General features: G+C 51.0%; 18 protein-coding genes and 5 tRNA genes. 7 read left to right on the forward strand and 16 right to left on the reverse strand.

The window, feature by feature from the left end:
* Positions 1-144 precede the first annotated feature (144 nt).
* The gene (locus tag ACTNCH_RS02150; protein ID WP_075680193.1) at positions 145-1,365 is read left to right on the forward strand and encodes an MFS transporter; all 1,221 of its coding nucleotides are present in this window, start codon (positions 145-147) and stop codon (positions 1,363-1,365) included.
* Between the two features lie 80 nt (positions 1,366-1,445).
* On the opposite strand, the gene ACTNCH_RS02155 is transcribed toward ACTNCH_RS02150, so the two are convergent.
* Both ACTNCH_RS02155 and ACTNCH_RS02160 read right to left on the reverse strand, forming a co-directional pair.
* Complete coding sequence (locus ACTNCH_RS02155) at positions 1,446-2,246, reverse strand: helix-turn-helix domain-containing protein (protein WP_441015201.1); 801 nt, start codon at positions 2,244-2,246, stop codon at positions 1,446-1,448.
* A gap of 78 nt (positions 2,247-2,324) precedes the next feature.
* A complete protein-coding gene (locus ACTNCH_RS02160) occupies positions 2,325-2,588 on the reverse strand; it encodes a hypothetical protein (RefSeq protein WP_002575859.1) in 264 nt (87 codons plus the stop codon).
* A gap of 228 nt (positions 2,589-2,816) precedes the next feature.
* Here ACTNCH_RS02160 and ACTNCH_RS02165 point away from each other — a divergent pair, with 228 nt between their 5' ends.
* From ACTNCH_RS02165 to ACTNCH_RS02190, 6 genes are all read left to right on the forward strand, one after another.
* On the forward strand, positions 2,817-3,230 hold the full coding sequence (locus tag ACTNCH_RS02165) for a cysteine-rich VLP domain-containing protein (protein ID WP_002575860.1): 414 nt from the start codon (positions 2,817-2,819) through the stop codon (positions 3,228-3,230).
* Positions 3,231-3,341: 111 nt separating this feature from the next.
* Entirely contained in the window at positions 3,342-3,737 is a 396-nt protein-coding gene (locus ACTNCH_RS02170; protein ID WP_441015198.1) for a replication initiator protein A, read from the forward strand.
* 173 nt (positions 3,738-3,910) lie between these two features.
* Positions 3,911-4,855 carry a MobV family relaxase gene (gene mobV, locus ACTNCH_RS02175; protein WP_002575862.1) on the forward strand — a complete coding sequence of 315 codons (945 nt, stop codon included), beginning with the start codon at positions 3,911-3,913 and terminating at the stop codon, positions 4,853-4,855.
* 40 nt (positions 4,856-4,895) lie between these two features.
* The gene (locus ACTNCH_RS02180; RefSeq protein WP_002575863.1) at positions 4,896-5,051 is read left to right on the forward strand and encodes a hypothetical protein; all 156 of its coding nucleotides are present in this window, start codon (positions 4,896-4,898) and stop codon (positions 5,049-5,051) included.
* 94 nt (positions 5,052-5,145) lie between these two features.
* Entirely contained in the window at positions 5,146-6,657 is a 1,512-nt protein-coding gene (locus tag ACTNCH_RS02185; RefSeq protein ID WP_002575864.1) for a recombinase family protein, read from the forward strand.
* 57 nt (positions 6,658-6,714) lie between these two features.
* Positions 6,715-7,260, forward strand: a complete 546-nt coding sequence (locus ACTNCH_RS02190; protein ID WP_441015193.1) for a hypothetical protein — start codon at positions 6,715-6,717, stop codon at positions 7,258-7,260.
* A gap of 64 nt (positions 7,261-7,324) precedes the next feature.
* Here ACTNCH_RS02190 and ACTNCH_RS02195 read toward each other — a convergent pair whose 3' ends face one another.
* From ACTNCH_RS02195 to prfB, 14 genes are all read right to left on the reverse strand, one after another.
* Positions 7,325-7,495: a hypothetical protein gene (locus tag ACTNCH_RS02195; RefSeq protein ID WP_441015191.1), complete on the reverse strand. Its 171-nt coding sequence runs from the start codon at positions 7,493-7,495 to the stop codon at positions 7,325-7,327.
* 86 nt (positions 7,496-7,581) lie between these two features.
* Positions 7,582-8,073 (reverse strand): DUF1700 domain-containing protein, encoded by a 492-nt coding sequence (locus tag ACTNCH_RS02200; RefSeq protein WP_441015189.1) that lies wholly within the window; start codon positions 8,071-8,073, stop codon positions 7,582-7,584.
* On the reverse strand, positions 8,060-11,320 hold the full coding sequence (locus ACTNCH_RS02205) for a GLUG motif-containing protein (protein WP_441015187.1): 3,261 nt from the start codon (positions 11,318-11,320) through the stop codon (positions 8,060-8,062). The genes ACTNCH_RS02200 and ACTNCH_RS02205 overlap by 14 nt, the downstream gene beginning before the upstream one ends.
* 1 nt (position 11,321) lies before the next feature.
* Positions 11,322-13,814, reverse strand: a complete 2,493-nt coding sequence (locus ACTNCH_RS02210) for an efflux RND transporter permease subunit (protein ID WP_441015185.1) — start codon at positions 13,812-13,814, stop codon at positions 11,322-11,324.
* A gap of 29 nt (positions 13,815-13,843) precedes the next feature.
* Positions 13,844-14,449 carry an AAA family ATPase gene (locus tag ACTNCH_RS02215; RefSeq protein ID WP_441015183.1) on the reverse strand — a complete coding sequence of 202 codons (606 nt, stop codon included), beginning with the start codon at positions 14,447-14,449 and terminating at the stop codon, positions 13,844-13,846.
* 165 nt (positions 14,450-14,614) lie between these two features.
* Positions 14,615-14,688, reverse strand: a tRNA-Arg gene (locus ACTNCH_RS02220).
* A gap of 273 nt (positions 14,689-14,961) precedes the next feature.
* Positions 14,962-15,047: transfer RNA gene (locus ACTNCH_RS02225), tRNA-Leu, on the reverse strand.
* A 4-nt stretch (positions 15,048-15,051) separates the two neighbouring features.
* Positions 15,052-15,125, reverse strand: a tRNA-Asp gene (locus ACTNCH_RS02230).
* Positions 15,126-15,155: 30 nt separating this feature from the next.
* Positions 15,156-15,229 (reverse strand) — tRNA-Ile (locus ACTNCH_RS02235).
* Positions 15,230-15,233: 4 nt separating this feature from the next.
* A tRNA-Glu gene (locus tag ACTNCH_RS02240) sits at positions 15,234-15,305 on the reverse strand.
* 100 nt (positions 15,306-15,405) lie between these two features.
* Positions 15,406-16,614, reverse strand: a complete 1,209-nt coding sequence (locus ACTNCH_RS02245; RefSeq protein ID WP_441015181.1) for an aspartate kinase — start codon at positions 16,612-16,614, stop codon at positions 15,406-15,408.
* A gap of 59 nt (positions 16,615-16,673) precedes the next feature.
* A complete protein-coding gene (locus ACTNCH_RS02250) occupies positions 16,674-17,879 on the reverse strand; it encodes a cofactor-independent phosphoglycerate mutase (protein WP_441015179.1) in 1,206 nt (401 codons plus the stop codon).
* Positions 17,880-17,912: 33 nt separating this feature from the next.
* Positions 17,913-18,356, reverse strand: a complete 444-nt coding sequence (locus ACTNCH_RS02255; RefSeq protein ID WP_441015177.1) for an ACT domain-containing protein — start codon at positions 18,354-18,356, stop codon at positions 17,913-17,915.
* Positions 18,357-18,510: 154 nt separating this feature from the next.
* A protein-coding gene (gene prfB, locus ACTNCH_RS02260; protein ID WP_441015175.1) for a peptide chain release factor 2 occupies positions 18,511-19,630 on the reverse strand; the annotation gives its coding sequence in 2 pieces (ribosomal slippage) (positions 18,511-19,554 and positions 19,556-19,630; 1,119 coding nt in all).
* Positions 19,631-19,634 lie beyond the last annotated feature (4 nt).

The following is a 19,634-nucleotide window of genomic DNA, read 5'->3' on the forward strand; positions in this document are numbered from 1 at the left end:
GTTTGACACGAGCAGTCTTTGAACTGTATCGTGGTGTTTTTTCGTGCTTTGTTGTTATGCAGGCGTCTGCCCTCTCTGTGGGACAACGCCTGCTTTTTATTGCAGAAACAAAGGAACAATGCAATAAAAAAGGAGGTTCGCATTATGACCCAAAACAACAATTCATGGAGAAAAACTTATTTTACACTTCTTGCCGGACAAGCAATATCCTTTATTAGCAGCGGTATTTTGCAAATGGCCATTATCTTTTATTTGGTTGCGAAAACTAATTCTGCAATCATATTGACGGCGGCAACACTGATTGGATTTTTGCCGCAAGCCTGTTTAGGCCCGTTTGCAGGTGCTTTTGTTGACCGGCACAGCCGTAAAAGCGTAATGATTGGTGCGGATTTGATAATTGCCGCCGCTGGCGGTATTCTGGCGCTGGTGGCGTTTTACATGGAATTGCCCGTATGGTCTATTATGGTTGTCCTGTTAATCCGAAGTGCGGGAACTGCTTTTCATTCTCCAGCATTCAGCGCAGCAACACCTATGATTGTGCCAAAAGAGGAACTTACAAAATGCGCTGGTTACACGCAGACCATGCAAGCAGTAAGTGCGATTATCAGTCCAGCTGCCGCAGCGTTTTTATATGCTGTTTGGCCTCTTAATGCAATTATATTGTTAGATATTGTGGGTGCAATCCTTGCCTGTGTGACTGTTGCGATTTCGTCCATACCAACGCCTGAACTATGTCCAGAAACGAAAAGACAACAGTTTTTACAGGATATGAAAGAGGGGTATGTGGTATTAAAGCAAAACAGGGGCCTCTTTGCTCTGCTCTGGATTGGTGTAATTTATATGTTCTTTTATATGCCAATCAGTACGCTTTTTCCTCTCATCTGTATGTCATACTTCAAAGGAACACCGGCCCATGCCTCTGCCGCTGAAATTGCTTTTGCGGTTGGTATGCTGCTTGGCGGAGTCATTCTGAGCATTTGGGGCGGTTTTAAGAAACGGCGGTACACCATCGGTCTTTCCGTTCTCCTGATGGGCGTTAGCATTATGCTCTCCGGGCTTTTGCCGCCAGACGCATTTCTTGTCTTTGTTGTGTGCTGTACTGTTATGGGAATTTCCGCTCCATTTTACGGTGTGCAAAATGCGATTTTTCAAGAAACGGTCAAACCAGAATATCTGGGGAGAGTTTTTTCTCTACTGACAAGCGCCGCTTCCCTCGCCATGCCGTTTGGCCTTGTCATTTCCGGGCCTCTGGCGGAGCGGCTGGGAGTTGAGAAATGGTTTGTCATTTGCGGAATTGGCATTATCATCGTTGCGCTTGCCGTATTTTTACTACCCGGTTTGAGAGAGATTGACAATACGCAATAATCAACTGCACCTTTTTCTATTACTAAACAAAATGCCTGGATGGTGGTTCTGAAAAACCAGAACCGCCGTTCAGGCATTTTTTATCTTCGTCCTCTCTGCGGTTTTGGATTCTTCAGCAAGTCGGATTTTTCCGCAATCTTTTTCAGCCACTTCCGTTCTTCTACTGACAGCTTCCTAAAATTCAGCTTGAGCCGTTTGCAGATAAACGCCAAGTACGCTTGTTCCGTGTCGCTGTCCTGGCTGACGATTTCACCAGCAGTTTCCAGCATTTCTTTTAGCGGGTTATCCTCTGGGACGCTGAAAAAATCGTCCTTGTGTGTTTCCCGCAGAGCAAGGGCAATCCCGTTTATGTCCCGTTGTATCACATAGCGGCAAAACTCGTCCTCATCAATATGGGCGGTGATAAGCTGTCTTAACTGCGTATCACTCATGCCAGGATTATGCTTTTTTATAACAGTTGCGCTCATCGTGTCCACTATGGCGTTTGCACCCTGCGCCTGTTTCAGTGCCGTTCCGTTCACATAGATTTCAAGGTCAGCCATCAGCCGGGGGAAATCCAGGTGCGCCGCCAGCTCACACAGCAGGGTATTGTCTATCCTCCCGCTTTTCAGCAGGTCAATCATTTCATCACTCAAACGCAGGTCTGCAAGATCGGCGTTTGGGTGATTTTTCATTTCAGACAGCCCCAGCAGATAATCAGCGGTCACACCGTAAAACTTCGCCAGCCGGATAAGGGCATAGTGGCTGATGTCCTTGAAGTCTTCCGTTTCGTAACTGCCCAGCGCAGACTTGGAAAGCCCGGTCTGCTCCGCAAGCTGCCCCAGCGTCAAGCCACGCTCCACACGTAGGTCTTTTAATCGCTCTTGTATGGATAAAGACATATTCACCCTCCTTGCTAGCTCAACGAAAGAGAAGCCGTTATGCTATGTACTATGCTCATAGCATAACGGCATAGGCATTTACAGTTTTATTTTACCATTTGCTACATCTTCACGAAATTTATCAACAAGCTTCGCTGTCAGCTTGGATTTACCGTAGTGTTCAAGTACAAAAGTACGATAACTTTTTCCATCTACAAGCACATCACTTTTTCTGGTCAACAACCAATTTCCGTTACCTCCTCCCTGTTCTCTAATATTCCAGTCTTTCCCATATCTTTTATAGATTTCATCTTTTTTACCTTGAACAGACATTGATTCGCTTGGAATATAAACAATTTGCATAATAGCTCCTCCTTTATTTTGTGCAAGAAGACCAGAAACCTGAATTTGTCTTTTATCTTTTTTTGATTATATCACAAATCCGAGAGCGTGGAAATAGGGAGTTTTTCAGGCTGATTTCCTACCTCTTGGATATACGGCACAGGCGGTCAAAAAGGTGTAGACTTGGGATAGTTCATCGATGGACAAGCACCTTGGAAACAGAACACGCCAAAGAAAACGGAGGGACGCATGAGCAAAAGACCCTATCAACACCTGCCGCCGCTGGAACACAGGCCGGACGGCTCCCCCTACCGCATAACCCCGCCCCAGAAGAGACGAGCCAGCGGCCTGATACGCCGGGAGTGCTGCAACTGCGAGGACGGAAACTGCCTTGCGCTGGACGATGGCGACACCTGCGCCTGTCCGCAGATGATTTCGTTCTCCGTCTGCTGCAAGTGGTTCCGCTGGGCGGTCTTGCCGCTGGACAGGACGCTGGAAGCGGAGATTTACCGGGACAGGGACTTGAAACGCTGTGCGGAGTGCGGCGGTGTGTTCGTCCCGAAGTCCAACCGGGGCAAATACTGCCCGGACTGCGCCGCCAGAGTTCACAGGCGGCAGAAAACAGAAAGTGAACGGAAAAGGAGGTCTGCTGTGGACAGTTAAGAGCGGGAAAAGCCTTGATTTGCAAGGCTCCGCAAGCCCTCAACCGGGGCGGCTGGTATCATTTATCATTCGCCCCGGAAAACGGGCCTCTAACCGTCCACAAAACACGCTATGACAAACACGATTTATATTCACCAGCCGGAAAAGGCGTTCAGTTTCACCCGGCTCCCCAATTTCCTTTTTGAAGCACCCACATTCCAGCCCTTGAGCAACGAAGCGAAGGTGCTGTATGCCTTTGTCCTGCGCCGGGCGGAGTTGTCCCGGAAGAACGGCTGGGCGGACGAGTACGGGCGGGTCTACCTGTACTACCCCATCTGCGAGGTGGTCGCTTTGCTCCGCTACGGGCGGCAGAAAGCGGTCAACACCCTGCGGGAGTTGCAGTATGCGGGGCTGGTGGAAATCCAGAAACAGGGCTGTGGAAAACCCAACCGCATTTACCCGAAATCCTATGAAGCGGTTCCAAACACCGACTTCAAGAAATCCGGTTATGGTACGCCGGAGGGCTGAAAACCGTACTTGGCGAGTACGAAAATCAATCCTCTTGAAGTACGGAAATCTGACGGTATATAGAAATACAGAGATTAAAACCATCTATTTACATTCATTCCATTCCAATCCTATCAGAGATATTTTCGGCGGGAAAACCCGCCGGAAAGGAATGGAATGGGGAAAGGAGTTCAATGGCACAACACGCAATTTTGCGATTTGAGAAGCACAAGGGCCACCCGGCGGGGCCGCTGGAAGCCCACCATGAACGGAAAAAGGAGCAGTACGCCAGCAACCCGGACATTGACACCAGCCGGAGCAAGTACAATTTCCACATCGTCAAGCCGGATGGCCGCTACTACCATTTCATTCAGAGCCGCATCGAGCAGGCCAGATGCCGCACCCGCAAGGACAGCACTCGGTTTGTGGACACGCTGATTACCGCCAGCCCGGAGTTTTTCAAGGGCAAGTCCCCAAAGGAGATAGCGGCCTACTTCCAGAGGGCGGCGGACTTCCTCATTGACCGGGTGGGCCGGGAGAACATCGTTTCGGCTATGGTACACATGGATGAAAAAACGCCCCATCTGCACTTGGTCTTTGTGCCGCTGACAAAGGACAACCGCCTGTGCGCCAAAGAAATTATCGGCAACCGGGCCAATCTGACGAAGTGGCAGGACGATTTTCACGCCTGTATGGTGGAGCAGTACCCCGACCTGGAGCGTGGGGAAAGCGCCAGCAAGACGGGCCGGAAGCATATCCCCACCCGGCTGTTCAAACAGGCGGTCAACCTCTCCAAACAGGCGAGGGCCATTGAAGCGGTTCTCTCCGGCATTACCCCGCTGAACGCCGGAAAGAAGAAAGAGGAAGCCCTCTCCATGCTGAAAAAGTGGTTTCCGCAGATGGAGAACTTCTCCGGGCAACTGAAAAAATACAAGGTCACAATCAATGACTTGTTAGCGGAAAATGAAAAGCTGGAAGTCAGGGCAAAGGCCAGCGAAAAAGGCAAGATGAATGACACGATGGAACGGGCGAAGTTAAAAAGCGAACTGGACGATATGCGGCGGCTGGTTGACCGTATCCCGCCGGAGATTTTAGCGGAACTGAAACGGCAACAGCGGCAGCATGGAAAGGAAAGGTGATCTTATAAGTAATATCAGATACAAAAAGGAAATCGAAATCGTGACTTTTCAGGGAAAGGAAATCACACTGGAAAATCTCTCCCCGGTGTTCACGCCGGAACAGGAAGCAGCCAAACGCCGGGAACTGGAACAGCAGCTTTATGAGGTGTTCCGCAAGTACGCCGACAAGCGGGAGAGTGAGGAAGCCGGGACATAAGGTTTTCCAAACCCATCATTGATTTGCGGGGCTGCTGGCGGTATAATAGAACTGTCAGCAGCTCCGTTTCTTTTTTAAGAAAAGGAGCGACAATATGAACAATCGGATAGACGCAATCTATGCAAGACAATCGGTAGACAAAAAGGACAGCATTTCCATTGAAAGCCAGATTGAATTTTGCAAATACGAGTTGAAAGGCGGTAACTGCAAGGAATACACAGACAAAGGGTACAGCGGCAAGAACACAGACCGTCCGAAGTTTCAAGAACTGGTGCGGGACATCAAGCGGGGCTTGATTGCAAAGGTCGTGGTTTACAAGCTCGACCGTATCAGCCGTTCCATTCTGGACTTTGCCAACATGATGGAGCTGTTCCAGCAGTACAATGTGGAGTTTGTGTCCTCTACGGAAAAGTTTGATACCTCCACGCCGATGGGACGGGCCATGCTGAATATCTGTATCGTGTTCGCCCAGCTTGAACGGGAAACGATACAGAAGCGGGTAACGGACGCTTACTACTCCCGCAGTCAGCGGGGCTTTAAGATGGGCGGGAAAGCCCCTTACGGCTTCCATACGGAGCCTATCAAGATGGACGGTATCAACACAAAGAAGCTGGTGGTAAACCCGGAGGAAGCGGCCAATATCCGGCTGATGTTTGAGATGTACGCCCAGCCCACAACTTCCTACGGGGACATTACCCGGTACTTTGCCGAACAGGGGATTTTGTTCCATGGCAAAGAGCTGATACGCCCCACGCTGGCGCAGATGTTACGCAATCCTGTCTATGTGCAGGCAGACCTTGATGTGTACGAATTTTTCAAAAGTCAAGGTACAGTCATTGTCAATGACGTTGCCGATTTTACGGGCATGAACGGCTGCTATCTGTATCAAGGGCGAGATGTAAAGGCCAGCAAGAAAAACGACTTAAAAGACCAAATGCTGGTACTGGCTCCCCATGAGGGTATCGTCCCCTCCGACACCTGGCTGACCTGCCGCAAGAAGCTGATGAACAACATGAAAATCCAGTCTGCCCGGAAAGCCACCCACACATGGCTGGCAGGAAAAATCAAGTGCGGGAATTGCGGGTATGCTCTTATGAGTATCTACAATCCCTCCGGCAAACAGTATCTCCGCTGCACGAAACGGCTGGACAATAAAAGCTGTCCTGGCTGTGGGAAAATCATCACTTCGGAACTGGAAGCGGTTGTTTATCAGCAGATGGTAAAGAAGCTGGCAAGCTACAAGACGCTGACAGGAAAAAAGAAAGCGGCAAAGGCAAACCCGAAAATCACCGCCCTGCAAGTGGAACTTGCCCATGTAGACAGCGAGATTGAAAAGCTGGTGGACAGTCTGACGGGGGCAAACAATGTCCTGTTCTCCTATGTGAATGTGAAGATAGCGGAACTGGACGGGCGCAAGCAGGAACTTCTGGCAAGGATAGCGGAGTTGACTGTGGAGGCCATCAGCCCGGAACAGGTCAGCCAGATTTCCGGCTACCTCGATACCTGGGAGAATGTATCTTTTGATGACAAGCGGCGTGTGGTGGATTTGATGATCACCACCATAGCCGCCACAAGCGACAGCTTGAACATCACATGGAAAATCTGACTGGCGGCACCCCTCCCGTCAGATACCTACCCTGTGTAGTCCCTTGTAAACTGTACTTTGGAGGAAACAAAAGAACAGTACCACCGTCTTTATGACGTGATCCATGCTTCTATCACCGAATATGAAGAAACCTACCAGACCCGTTTAAATCATTTCCAGATTGCGTCTCTGACCCTGATTTTCCGAAAGTTTATCAATCGGAATAAACTGGCCGGGCGCAACCGGAAGAAGCTGGTCATCGTAACGAACTCCTCTATTGAGAAGATTGATTTTTTTATGGAGCGAATGAAGTTCCGGGTAGACGCAGAACTTCTGGACGTCATCAACATCAACGAACTGTATCTTCTCCCCAAATATGACTATGACTTTCTAATCGTATTTTCCAATCGGATCGCAACCATGCTGGACGCCCTGGGATATTCCTGTGTGAAGCTGCATTTCTATCTGACAGAACCGGATTTTGATCTGCTGAACCAACTGGGCTTCTCGACCTCCAGAAGGAAACTGAAAATCCGTCCGTTTCTCTCGGAGCTTCAGGGAATGGACGAAAAAGCTGCTGCGGATTACCTCCTGGAACACTATTCAGATTATTTTCTGGAGTAGCGTGATAGACAGACAAACTCCCCGAGAATCCCATTTCCCGGGGAGTTTTGGTTTTTACTTTCTTTTAGTACCTGCAGTCCTCAGATCCGCTCCGGGCGTTCTTGCTGCTCTTTGCGGAGCTTCCGGACTTGGCGCTGTTTTTACCGGCGCTGTTTTTCGCGGAGCTTTTGGTATTGTTCATATCGGTGTAGTTTTTGCTCTCGCTGTTGTTCATGTTGTCGGTGTAATTTGCCATAGCTGCTGCCTCCTTGTGAAATGCTTTTTCTTTACACTTCTAGTATGACTGCTACGGCGCAAATTATTTTTCCAGTTTCTGGTTTTTCACCAGCCGCCAAACAACAGAATCAGCAGGCGTACCAGAAACAGCACAATCGCTATCGGAATCAGAACCGGCAGCACCAGGGACAGAATGCCTCCCACAATGGCACCAATCAGAATGAGAATCAGAATGATAACCACCGCCACCAGCAGCTTGCCGTACCAGGTATTGAAATTAAACCGCTTATACTTGATGTCAATGCCGCCGTCATCGTTAAACTCTGCATGGAAGCCCTTCTTAGCTTCCGGCTCTTCCTCATAGTACGTATAGATCGGGTCGCTTCCGTAGCCGTCGTTTCCCTGGGTATCGATGATAGTTCTGGCGATCAGCCTCGGATCCCCAAGCTGCTCCAGAACCTCCTTTTCGCTCTTCCCTGAAGCGATTTCCTGGGATATATAATTCTGGTAATAACGCACATTATCTTCTACGACAGCCGGTGCTACTTCTCCGGTCAACGCAGCGCGCAGCGTGCTTACAAATTCATTCCTGTCCATCTGTTACCTCTGCCCTTTCTCCGGTTTCCTCCGGCGTCTCGCTATCCTCATCCTCTGCTGCCTGAGCATTCTCCATCTTCCGGTTCTTTCTCTTTTTCCTCAGTTTCTTAATAACAAGCAGCACAATCAGCAGAATGACTACTGCCGCACCCGACAGGATATACAGCAGTATGCCGCCCGGCTCCTCTGTAACACAGAAGGTAATCTCAGCGCTGTCCGCGTCGAAGACCAGATAGCTTCCGTCCTTCTGATAGGAAAGCTTCTTCCAGCTTCCGTCCTCATTCAGGCGGTACAGTCCCGGCTTGCCCTTCATCTCCGGAGCGATAAAGCGAAGCTTATAGGATACACTGTCTGTCAGGATCGGATCCCGCAGGGTTGAGGTCCACTGCTCCAGTACCCTTCCTCTGGTGGGTACCTGCTCCGTATCCTCCTCTGCCTCCACCAGCACCAGCTTGGCGTCCAGACTAAAGGTTCCTTCCGCCAGCAGTGTAGAATGGGCCAGATCCCGCATCTGGTCGCTGGCTACTGCCGTAGATTCCGTGGTATACAGAACGTCCAGATCCTTCGAGAAGGTCATATCTGACAGATCCGCCTCTTCCCATTTTCCATTATATCCATCCTTCTTCGGAATATCCGGATACTCCACGTCAGACAGATCCGCGCCATACTTGAAGGGAACCTGTTTCAGCACCTGCCCGTCTGCCACAAACCGCAGCTCGAAGTTCAGGAAATCGGACGGGATCCCCGCCGTTGCCGCCACGGTCTCAAAGTCTGCCGGCTCTGCCTTTCCGCCATAGCTGATATCATCTACCGCACCGTAAGCATCACCCACAAAATAATTGCCGCTCAGCTCGCCTTCTCCGTCCCGGTCTCCTGCAATGCTTCCGATATACTCGTCTGCCTCTGTAACCTCGATCAGGCTGTAGCAGTCTTTGATGTCCCGTCCGTAGCCTGCGATACCACCCACGTAATTGCCGCCCTCCAGGGTGCATTTTGCGTAGGAACGGCGGATCTGCGATACGGAATATCCCGCGATACCGCCCACATAATTGCCGTTGGTGCTTAAGGCGCTGCCGTAGCCCTCGCTGTCCACAACCAGGCCCAGGGCCATATTTCCCACCACGCCGCCTGCGTTATCCTTCTTGGACGTAATTTCTCCCTTGTTGGCGCAGTGCTGGATAATCGCCTTGGTCTCCAGGGTGAAGTTCAGGGTACCCTCGCCGATCTTGCTGATGTCGTCCTCCGGATCCGTATCGTATTCAATCGCCATGGAACCGGCGATACCGCCCACGTTGACGTCGCCCTCGATCTCCCCGAAGTTCTGGCAGCCATAGGCCTTGCCCCGGGTGGTTTTTTCAATCTCTTCGTCAGACACGTCTACGATTTTATCCTCGATGGAGTCGCTGGTATCGTTGGCATCCGTCACCAGATCCAGCATGGTATTCATCACCTTGCTGAACTGGGTGTTGATTTTGCGGAAATCGTCGATGGTATCCTCCGTCATATCGGAAATCTGGTCTCCCAGCTTCTCCAGCTGCTCGGAGATCCCTCCCACTGCCGCGTACAGGCGCTCTCCGTCCGCCCGGTAGTCATCCCCGAATTTTTCAAAGGACAGATCCATGCCGGATATGTCCGCGCCCATTTTTTCCAGCGCCGCCTTCATAGCCGTCAGGGCTTCCTCAATCTCAGAGGACATAGAGCCAAGACCGTCCAGGGCTTTCTGTACCGCATCCTGGACGTCTGGATCCCCCAGCAGATCGCCAAGCTTCTTCTGGGCGTCGTTCCATGCGCTAAGGCCCGCGTTCATATCGTCCGCCGCGTCGCTCAGGCCGGTAATCAGTTTCGATACATCTTTATCGGAGTCATACTGCTTCAGCGCGTCGGAAGCTTTCCCGGACGCACTGGCCAGCTTATCCGAAGCCGTATTCATGGAATCTTTTACACTGTCCAGCTCGTCCTTATGGGCCGGACCGGTTATCGTATCCAGAATATCGTTTATCTTCCGGATTTCTTCATTGAGGCTGCCTGCCGCGCGGGAAAGCTGTGTCAGCGCCTCCCTGGCGTCCTCCACGCCGGCCTTAATTGCCGCCTCTGATTTACTGATTTTTTCAATATTGGTGTCGGCCCACTCTGTGGTTCTCTTTGTCAGGGACTTGGCGCTGCTTTTGGCGTCGTCCGTATAACCGGAAATCTTATCCATCCGGCTGGAGATACCGGAACGGGAATGGTCCATATGGCCAAGCGCATTGTCCACCAGATCGCCCAGCTTATTGATCTCTCCCCGCAGCTCTTCGATTTTGTCTTCATCGAACCGCAGCGTCAGATCCGGCGCCATCTGTCCGGTCACGCCGCCCACATCTTTCCGTCCCTCTACGGATCCGTAATTCTGATTTCCGCTTAAGTATCCGGAAGAACGGCCTGCGACGCCGCCCACGTTGTAGCCGATATGGGGATATCCGATTTTTCCTTCATTGGTGCAGTTCTGGACTGCTCCGGAGGAATAGCCGCAGATACCGCCGGTATCGGTCGTGGTGTTCACAATCTCGCTGGCCTTGTCGTCACCGGTCAGCTGCTTCAGATTCGTGTCCAGATTCAGGTTTTCCAGGCTTCCGCCCGCCTCGTAGTCCCCGGTATTGATTTCCGCTTCGTTCGAACAGTTGATAAGCTGACCCAGATTTCTTCCGGCAATGCCGCCGGTGCTGTGAGTTCCGCTGAAATTGCCGGAGGCGGAGGAATTGTAGATCGAACCGGTCTGTTCGTTGATTCCGACGATGCCGCCCACATTCGTCTCTGCCTTGATGGTTCCGTCAAAGGTACAGGACAGAATCTGTCCGCTGTTGCTGCCTGCGATACCGCCGATATTTTTCTTACTTCCGGTGGGCGCCAGGCTTCCTTTTATATGTAAATTTTTTACTGTTGCGCTTTCCTGCACATACCGGAAGAAGCCCTCGTTGGAGCCGTCCCCCTGAAAGCTTAAGCCGGAAATCGTATGTCCGCCGCCGTCAAAGGTACCGCCAAAGGTGGGAATGGATTTGAATTCCAAATCTGTCAAATCCAGATCCGCTGTCAGCACAACTGTCTTTCCCTGGGACCAGGTATCCAGCCTGCAGTTCTTCGCCAGCTTTATCAGATCCTCCGTGTTTGCGACAGTGATCGTTTCACTCTCCGCACAAACCGGAACCCCCTGGGAAAAAGCCAGGGACAGCGTCATCACAGCCGCCAGAACTACTTCTGCTGTCCGTTTCATTTTACCAGTCATCCTCTTCGTCCTCCTCTTCATCCAGCTTCTTCACCTGCTTGATATCCACGACTGCCGTAATGTCGCCGTCCACGACTCCGTGAATCTCCGCATCCACCTGTCCGGAGATATAGCCTCTCACACGGCCGTCCACATGAACCTTTCCACTGACGCTGTGGGTCCGCTCCGGGTATTTGATATTGAAGCTGCTGCGCTCCAGAATCTTATCGCCCAGAATCAGGATAGCCGGCAGGATCGCCATAACCAGAAACATGGAAATAATCGTTCCACGTCCCAGACACACGCCGATACCGTAGATAGCCGGGTTGGTGGTAATCAGCGCAATCAGGACGCCCGCCATTGCCAGAATAGCTCCGGAGGTGATAATCGTCGGAAACGCCTGATTCAGGGTCGTGACAATCGCTTCCTTTACGGACATTTCCTTCTTCAGCTCCGTATACCGGTTGGCAATCACGATGGCATAATCAATGTTGGCGCCCATCTGGATCGAGCTTACTACCAGGTAGCCCAGGAAGAACAGCGGCGTACCCGTCAGATAGGGCACGGAAAAGTTAATCCAGATACTGCCCTGGATCACGATAATCAGCAGAATCGGCATACCGACGGACTGGAAGGTAAACAGCAGGACAATAATAACGAACAGTGCCGACAGGATACTGATCATCAGATTATCCTGGCTGAAGCTGCTGGACAGATCATAGTCGCTGGTGGAATTTCCCACCAGATAAAGCTCCGCGTCCGCGCCGTAATGCTTCTGGGCCACCTTGCGGATAGTACTTAAGAATTCAAAGGTTTCGTCATTTTCCTCGGGCAGATTCAGGCTGATCAGCATACGGGTGTATTTTTCACTCTGCAGCTGCTCCTGACCCTTAATCAGCTGGTCATGCAGATCGTCCAGCTTATCTACCTGATCCTGGTCCAGATTTACATAATCCAGATGGTCATAGGCAAACAGGAACATATCCAGCAGCGGCACCTTATAGCCGTCCAGGTTGTTGATGATATGTCCGTATTCCTCATGATCCACTGCGTAGGCGGAATAGATAATCCGCGCTTGCTCAATGTCCAGATCCGCCAGCTCCGCAAACTGCCGGGGCGTCAGGGAATCTGTCAGCATATGGGAATCGGATTTCTTCGACTTTGCCGTCTGGGATCCGTCGTCCTCGTCCATGGATACCTCAATGTTGGAGAGACCCGTGGTATAATCCACCTCGTCGTAGGTTTCCAGCTCCTCCAGCACCGCCTTTTCCTTATCGTAATATCCGGACGGAACAATCAGCGCCATAATATTGGTATCGCCAAAGGTCGCCTTTATCTTTTTCTCTTCCAGCTGTGTCTCACTCTGATTCAATGTGTCAATATTGTTCTGGCTGAATACATAAGGGCATTTATTGGAAAAATAGCAGCCGAAAATGATAGCCACCACAAAGAGCGGCATCAACAGCGGATAGATCTTCGTAATCACCCTGCCCCAGCCGGAAATATTGGGAATAAACTCCCGGTGGTGGGTCCGGTCAATCCATTTGCTGAAAATCATCAAAAGTCCCGGCATCAGGGTAAATACCACGATCATACTGAAGATAACGGCCTTGATCAGCACGCGGCCCAGGTCGAAGCCTATCTGGAAATGCATGAACATCATAGCCAGCAGGCCGGACATGGTTGTCATGGAGCTGGAGGAAATCTCGATGATCGCCTTACTCAGCGCGGCAATGCAGGCCTCCCGGGTATCCAGGTTCTCCCGCTCCTCACTGAAGCGGTGACACAGGATAATCGCGTAGTCAATGGACAGGCCCAGCTGCAGAATCGAACAAACCGAGTTGCTGACAAAGGAAATCTCGCCAAATACAAAGTTAGTTCCCTGATTCAGGATAATTGCCGCGCCAAAGGTCAGCAAAAGCACCGGAATCTCCGCGTAGGTCTGGGATGTAAAAATCAATACCAGAATAATAATGACAATTACAATGCCCATGATCACGTTGATCTCCTGGGCCAGGGTCACGGACATATCATTGCCCACCTCACCGGACACCGATACATCATAGTCCGAAAGCAGCGTTTTGATATCCTCTAGCGCCTGCTCACTGACCTCACTGTCTGCCTCGTCCGTATAGGTAACCGTATACAGGGCGCTGGCTCCCTTAAAATGATCCTCGGTGTCGTCAAATTCCACCGAATCCACGCCCTTGACCTCTCCTATCTGCTCCACCAGGGCATCTGCCTGGGGATATGTAATATTGGAAATCATGATCCGGGAGGTTCCATAGGTAATGAAATTCTTGTTCATGATATCCAGTCCCTGCCGGGTCTCCGTCGTCTCCGGCAGATAATCCGTCAGTTCATTGTCCACCTTCACCCAGGACTTCGCGAAAATACTGAAGACAAACGCCGCAATATAAATCAGGAAAAACAGATTCCGTTTATCTACAATAAACGTGGCGATCTGCACCATGGGATTTTTTTTCTGTTTCTTTTCCTCCATAATAAAACGCTCCTCGTGTTGAATCGGGATTAAAGCTCCTGAAACCGCTGTACCAGATACGCGGTCATCTCTTCCATGGACTGTCTGCTGCTGTCCAGATAGATATCATAGCTCTCCGGCGCGCTCCAGTCCTTCCCGGTGTGGAATTCATAATATTTCCTGCGATCCTTATTGACCTTTTTAATCAGGGTCTCCGCCTCTTTTTCCGTAATATGCTTCTGCTCCGTCTTTCGCCTGATACAGGCCTCCATCGGCGCTGACACAAAGACGCTCAAGACCTTCGCGTCGGTTTTCCTCCGCAGGATATCGTCCGCGCAGCGTCCGATGATCACCGCGTCCGTCTTCTTGGAAATATGGCGGATCACATCTCCCTGGAGCTTGAAAAGCGCTTCCGACAGCGACGCTCCCTTTGGCACATGCCGGTTGCCTCCGGTCACCATCTCATACATCCAGGGGTTATGCTTTTTTTCATCAAACCGGGCCAGGTAGTTCTCTGCCAGGTCGCCGCGCTCTGCAGCCATGGAAATCAGATTCTGATCAAAAAACGGAATACCCAGGGCTTCCGCCACGCGCTCTCCCAGCTCGCGGCCACCACTGCCCAGCATTCTTCCAATGGTTAGTATTTTATGTGCCATAATGCCCTCCTCCGGATCGCAAACGTTCTCTTGTTCTCCATCTCTCTGTCTATATTATATAGCAGACTCCTGGGGAAATAACAATACACACTTTTATAAATTTTGTTACCTGAACGGTATAACGAAAAAAGGAACTCTGATTTCTCAGAATTCCTTTTTCTTCAGCGTGGGCGAGAGGATTCGAACCCCCGACCTTTTGGTCCGTAGCCAAACGCTCTATCCAGCTGAGCTACGCCCACATTTCAGTCATTCACAAGTGCTGTTTCTTGACTGCCTGATTATAATAACACATATCACAGGGTAATGCAAGCGCTTTTTTAAATTCAGAATTTTCTGTCTATTTATCACCCGCCTTATCCAGGGCATTGGCATCCACGCCAAAGTTCTGCAGCAGATACGGGCTTCCATATCCAGCTGTTCCCGGTATCACGGTAGTTCTCCTTTTTGCTTTGTAACGACGACAAAAAAGCTCCGAATTCTCATCTTACGTAAGAATTCGGAGCTTCTTTTCATGCCGGCAACCGGAATCGAACCGGTACGGGAGGTTAGTCCCGCAGGATTTTAAGTCCTGTGCGTCTGCCAGTTCCGCCATGCCGGCATAGCGACCCGAATGGGACTCGAACCCACGACCTCCGCCGTGACAGGGCGGCGCTCTAACCAACTGAGCCATCGGGCCATATGAAATTGTATGTGTAGTTCTTTAAAGTGGACCCACGGGGACTCGAACCCAGGACCGACCGGTTATGAGCCGGTTGCTCTAACCAACTGAGCTATGGGTCCGTAATGACTCCTACGGGAATCGAACCCGTGTTACCGCCGTGAAAGGGCGATGTCTTAACCGCTTGACCAAGGAGCCGCATGTTTTGTTGCCCCTGGGGGCCAAAGTGTCGCAGCACAGAAATGTCCTGAACATTAGATATGCTACCACACTTTTACCCATTTGGCAAGTATTTTTTTTATTCTTCCAGACCGAAAGCGTCATGCACTGCATTGACGGCTCTCTCTGCATCCTTTTCATTGATCAGAACGGTGATACGGATCTCAGATGTGGAAATCATATTGATGTTGATATTCTCATTAAACAGAGCCTCGAACATCTTCGCCGCAACACCCGGATTGGACATCATGCCGGCTCCTACGATGGACACCTTTACAACCTCCTTCGTGCATGAGATACTCTTGCCGCCGATACGTGTCATGTTAGCCTCGATGATCTTTACAGCCTCGTCTGCCTCGTCCCGGGATACGGTAAAGGAGATATCCTTACTGTTCTCACGTCCGATGGACTGCAGGATAACGTCTACATTGATTCCCTCTTTTGCCAGCATATTGAAAAGACGGAAGGCAATTCCCGGCTCGTCCTTCAGACCAATTACTGAAATTCTGGCTGTATTTCTGTCCAGCGCTACGCCGCTGATTAACATTCTTTCCACACTCGTTTCCTCCTTCACAACTGTTCCTTCATGATCGTTTAAACTGGAGCGTACCACAAGCTGTACGCCATACTTCTTTGCCATCTCCACAGACCGGTTGTGCAGGACGCCTGCGCCAAGGGTTGCCAGATCCAGCATTTCATCATAGGTAATCTCTTCCAGCTTCCGGGCCTTCGGTACAATACGCGGATCTGCGGTATATACGCCGTCCACATCCGTGTAAATCTCGCAGGCATCCGCATGCAGGGCTGCTGCCAGCGCTACTGCGGTCGTATCAGAGCCGCCGCGGCCCAGTGTGGTATAGTTGTCGTATTTATTCACACCCTGGAAGCCTGTTACAATCACGATACGGCGGTGCTCCAGCTCGTGCATGATACGGTCTGTATCGATGCGCTTCAGGCGCGCGTTGCCGTGTACCCGGGTGGTATGCATCATAACCTGGAAGGCATTCAGGGATACCGCCGGAATATCCATGGTGTCAAATGCCATTGCCATCAGCGCCACGGAGATCTGCTCCCCTGTGGTCAGCAGCATATCCAGCTCACGCTTGGGCGGATCCGGATTGATATCCTTCGCCTTGGCAATCAGCTCGTCTGTGGTTTTGCCCATTGCGGAAAGGACAAGTACAACATCGTTGCCCTTCTTGAAATCCTCTGCGCATCTTCTTGCCACATTCATAATGCGTTCCTTGTCGCCCACAGAGGTTCCGCCAAATTTTTTCACTATCAGCATTGCTTTTTTCTCCTCATTTTTTCTTGCATCTATCCAAACGTGGGTGGTATCTCTGCCATCTACGCGGAAAACAGTTTGTCTATCAGCTCATAGCCGTGAGCCACTTCTATGCCTCCGGCCTTCGCCGCCTTCTCATTGTATACGCCGACGCCGCCTTCCAGATCCTTTCTGCTGTCATAGAGCAGATAGGGAACCGGATCGCTGGTGTGGGTCCGCACCCGGATAGGCGTGGGGTGATCCGGAAGAATCATCATCCGGTAATCCTCGCCGGAGGCATCCAGCTCTGCCTTCAGCTTTGCAATCAGGCGCTGATCCAGATATTCGATAGCCTGGACCTTGCGCTCTACGCTGCCCTGGTGCCCCATCTCGTCAGGCGCCTCCACATGCACATACACAAAATCATAGCCGTCCTTTAAGAGCGCGTCCGCGGCTGCCTGAGCCTTGCCCTCATAGTTGGTGTGAAGCTGGCCGTTGGCCCCCTCCACCTCAATATTTTTCATGCCTGCTCCCACAGCAATTCCCTTCAGGAGATCCACCGCGGAAATCATGGCTCCGGTTTTCTGATTCTTTTCTTCAAATGAGCTCAGGGCCGGTCTGGTGCCTGCGCCCCAGAACCAGCAGGAATTTGCCGGATTCAGCCCCTGCTCCTTCCGTTTCTGATTCAGCGGATGCCCGGACAGGATCTCATAGCTTCGCTTCTGCATTTCCCGGAGAACCGGATCTGCCGGAAGGTGAGCGCCTACCTTCTGTCCCAGCACATCATGGGGCGGCGTCAGCTCTACCACGCTGCCCTTCTCCCAGATCAACAGATGACGGTAGCTGGTTCCTACATAGAAATGATAGCCGTCCTGTTCCAGTTCTTTCCGGAGGGCGTCCAGAAGAACTGCCGCATCCTCCGTACTGATTTCACTGGAGCTGTGATCCAGAATCGTCTTTTCCTCATAAGGCCCATCCCCGTCGGACACAGTAATCAGGTTGGTGCGAAGGGCGATATCATCGGGCTTCATATCCACTCCGATGCTTAAGGCCTCCAGCGGAGAACGTCCCGTATAATACTGCTTCGGATCATAACCCAGTACCGACAGATTTGCCGTATCGCTGCCTGGCTTCATGCCCTCGGGAATGGTGTGGGCCAGTCCTATCTCTGCGTTTTCTGCCAGCTCATCCATAGCCGGCGTCTCTGCGTATTCCAACGGCGTCCGGCCGCCCAGGGCCTCGATGGGCTCGTCTGCCATACCGTCGCCCAGTACAATCACATACTTCATCGCCGTCTGTTCCTCCTGCTTTCTTTGTTTTCTCTATTCTCTCGCCAGGATCTTCAGATAATGGATTCCCGGCTGGTTCTCTATCTGATCAATCATCGACGACACATCTCCCGTAGTCGGCAGAATATCCACCGTCAGGGTCAGAGCCGCTACTCCGTTGATGGGAATCGTCTGATGAATCGTCAGAACATTCCCCTTGTAATCGGCAATGGTTTTCAGAACCAGAGAAAGAAGACCCGGCTCGTCGTCCATCTGTAATACAAAGGTGATACTTTTTCCCTTGGAGTTATCATGGAAGGGAAAGATATCGTCCTTATATTTATAGAAGGAACTCCGGCTGATACCTACCTGATCGGTCGCCTCCTGCACCGTGATGGCCTTGGAAGATTCCAAAAGACGCTTGGCTTCCACCACCTTCAGGAGTACCTCGGGAACTGCCTTCTTGGTTACTACAAAATACTTACTGTTTTCTGACATATTTTCCTCCATGGTTTTGGCTTCTGTATGCCATTCAAAAACACTTGTGTGTCTGTCGTGGAATTGACTGTTAGAATAGTATCACACTCTAAGAAAGATTGCAAGCAAAAATGATATAGAAAATCTCCGGGATTTTCTATATCATTTTCAAAGCTTATTCTTCTTCCGGTTTAACGGTAATCCACTTCAGATACGCATTGATAAAGGGATCGATATTTCCGTCCAGCACTGCGTTCACATTGCTGATTTCCTGACCGGTCCGATGATCCTTTACCAGGGTATAGGGCTGCATGACGTAGGAACGAATCTGGTTGCCCCAGCCAATTTCCTTCACCTCGCCCCGGATACCGGAAAGCATCTCCTGATTCTTCTGCTGTTCCAGAAGATACAGCTTGGCCTTCAGCATCTGCATAGCCTTATCCTTATTCTGGAACTGGGAGCGCTCATTCTGGCACTGTACCACGATACCTGTAGGCAGATGGGTGATACGGATCGCCGATGAGGTCTTGTTGATATGCTGGCCGCCCGCTCCGCTGGAACGGTAGGTATCGATACGCAGATCCTCGTCCCGGATCTCCACATTGATGTCGCCCTCGATATCCGGCATAACGTCCAGGGATACGAAGGAGGTCTGCCGCTTGCCCTGTGCGTTGAAGGGTGAGATACGCACCAGACGGTGTACGCCCTTCTCGGACTTCAGATAGCCGTAAGCATTCTCGCCATTGATCTGGAAGGTTACAGACTTGATTCCCGCCTCGTCGCCGTCCAGATAATCCAGCACCTCCACGGTAAAGCCCTTCTTTTCTGCCCATCTTGTATACATCCGGTACAGCATACCGGCCCAGTCGCAGCTCTCCGTACCGCCTGCGCCCGCATTCAGCTTCAGAATGGCGTTATTTCGGTCATATTCTCCGGAAAGCAGGGTCTTGATGGTCATGGAATCCAGCTTCGCCGCAAAGGCCTCCAGCTCCTCCTGTACCTCCGGAACCAGCTCCGGATCAGGCTCCTCATTTCCCATCTCGATGAGGGTCTCGATATCCTCATACTGCTGCTCCAGGGCGCGGTAGTCCTCTGCCTCGTCCTTTAAGTTCTTCAGCTCCTTCATGCCCTCCTGGGACTTTTCGGGATCGTCCCAGTAGCCGGGAGCCTCCATCTCTCTCTCTAATTCTTCGATTCGCTTTGCCTTGTTAGCCAGGTCAAAGTGAATCCCTCAATTCTACTAATGGTCCCTGATAGCCGTTCAGTGTATATTTAAACTGATCTAATTCTACCATTTTC

The sequence above is a fragment of the Candidatus Merdisoma sp. HCP28S3_D10 genome (genome assembly GCF_052065835.1).
Lineage (GTDB): Bacteria > Bacillota > Clostridia > Lachnospirales > Lachnospiraceae > Laedolimicola.

Bases quoted from the DNA above. Each gene is read 5' to 3' on its own strand.
- ACTNCH_RS02150 (WP_075680193.1), top strand. From the start codon at position 145: ATGACCCAAAACAACAATTCATGGAGAAAAACTTATTTTACACTTCTT.
- ACTNCH_RS02155 (WP_441015201.1), bottom strand. From the start codon at position 2,246: ATGTCTTTATCCATACAAGAGCGATTAAAAGACCTACGTGTGGAGCGT.
- ACTNCH_RS02160 (WP_002575859.1), bottom strand. From the start codon at position 2,588: ATGCAAATTGTTTATATTCCAAGCGAATCAATGTCTGTTCAAGGTAAA.
- ACTNCH_RS02165 (WP_002575860.1), top strand. From the start codon at position 2,817: ATGAGCAAAAGACCCTATCAACACCTGCCGCCGCTGGAACACAGGCCG.
- ACTNCH_RS02170 (WP_441015198.1), top strand. From the start codon at position 3,342: ATGACAAACACGATTTATATTCACCAGCCGGAAAAGGCGTTCAGTTTC.
- mobV (WP_002575862.1), top strand. From the start codon at position 3,911: ATGGCACAACACGCAATTTTGCGATTTGAGAAGCACAAGGGCCACCCG.
- ACTNCH_RS02185 (WP_002575864.1), top strand. From the start codon at position 5,146: ATGAACAATCGGATAGACGCAATCTATGCAAGACAATCGGTAGACAAA.
- ACTNCH_RS02195 (WP_441015191.1), bottom strand. From the start codon at position 7,495: ATGGCAAATTACACCGACAACATGAACAACAGCGAGAGCAAAAACTAC.
- ACTNCH_RS02200 (WP_441015189.1), bottom strand. From the start codon at position 8,073: ATGGACAGGAATGAATTTGTAAGCACGCTGCGCGCTGCGTTGACCGGA.
- ACTNCH_RS02205 (WP_441015187.1), bottom strand. From the start codon at position 11,320: ATGAAACGGACAGCAGAAGTAGTTCTGGCGGCTGTGATGACGCTGTCC.
- ACTNCH_RS02210 (WP_441015185.1), bottom strand. From the start codon at position 13,814: ATGGAGGAAAAGAAACAGAAAAAAAATCCCATGGTGCAGATCGCCACG.
- ACTNCH_RS02215 (WP_441015183.1), bottom strand. From the start codon at position 14,449: ATGGCACATAAAATACTAACCATTGGAAGAATGCTGGGCAGTGGTGGC.
- ACTNCH_RS02245 (WP_441015181.1), bottom strand. From the start codon at position 16,614: ATGCTGATAGTGAAAAAATTTGGCGGAACCTCTGTGGGCGACAAGGAA.
- ACTNCH_RS02250 (WP_441015179.1), bottom strand. From the start codon at position 17,879: ATGAAGTATGTGATTGTACTGGGCGACGGTATGGCAGACGAGCCCATC.
- ACTNCH_RS02255 (WP_441015177.1), bottom strand. From the start codon at position 18,356: ATGTCAGAAAACAGTAAGTATTTTGTAGTAACCAAGAAGGCAGTTCCC.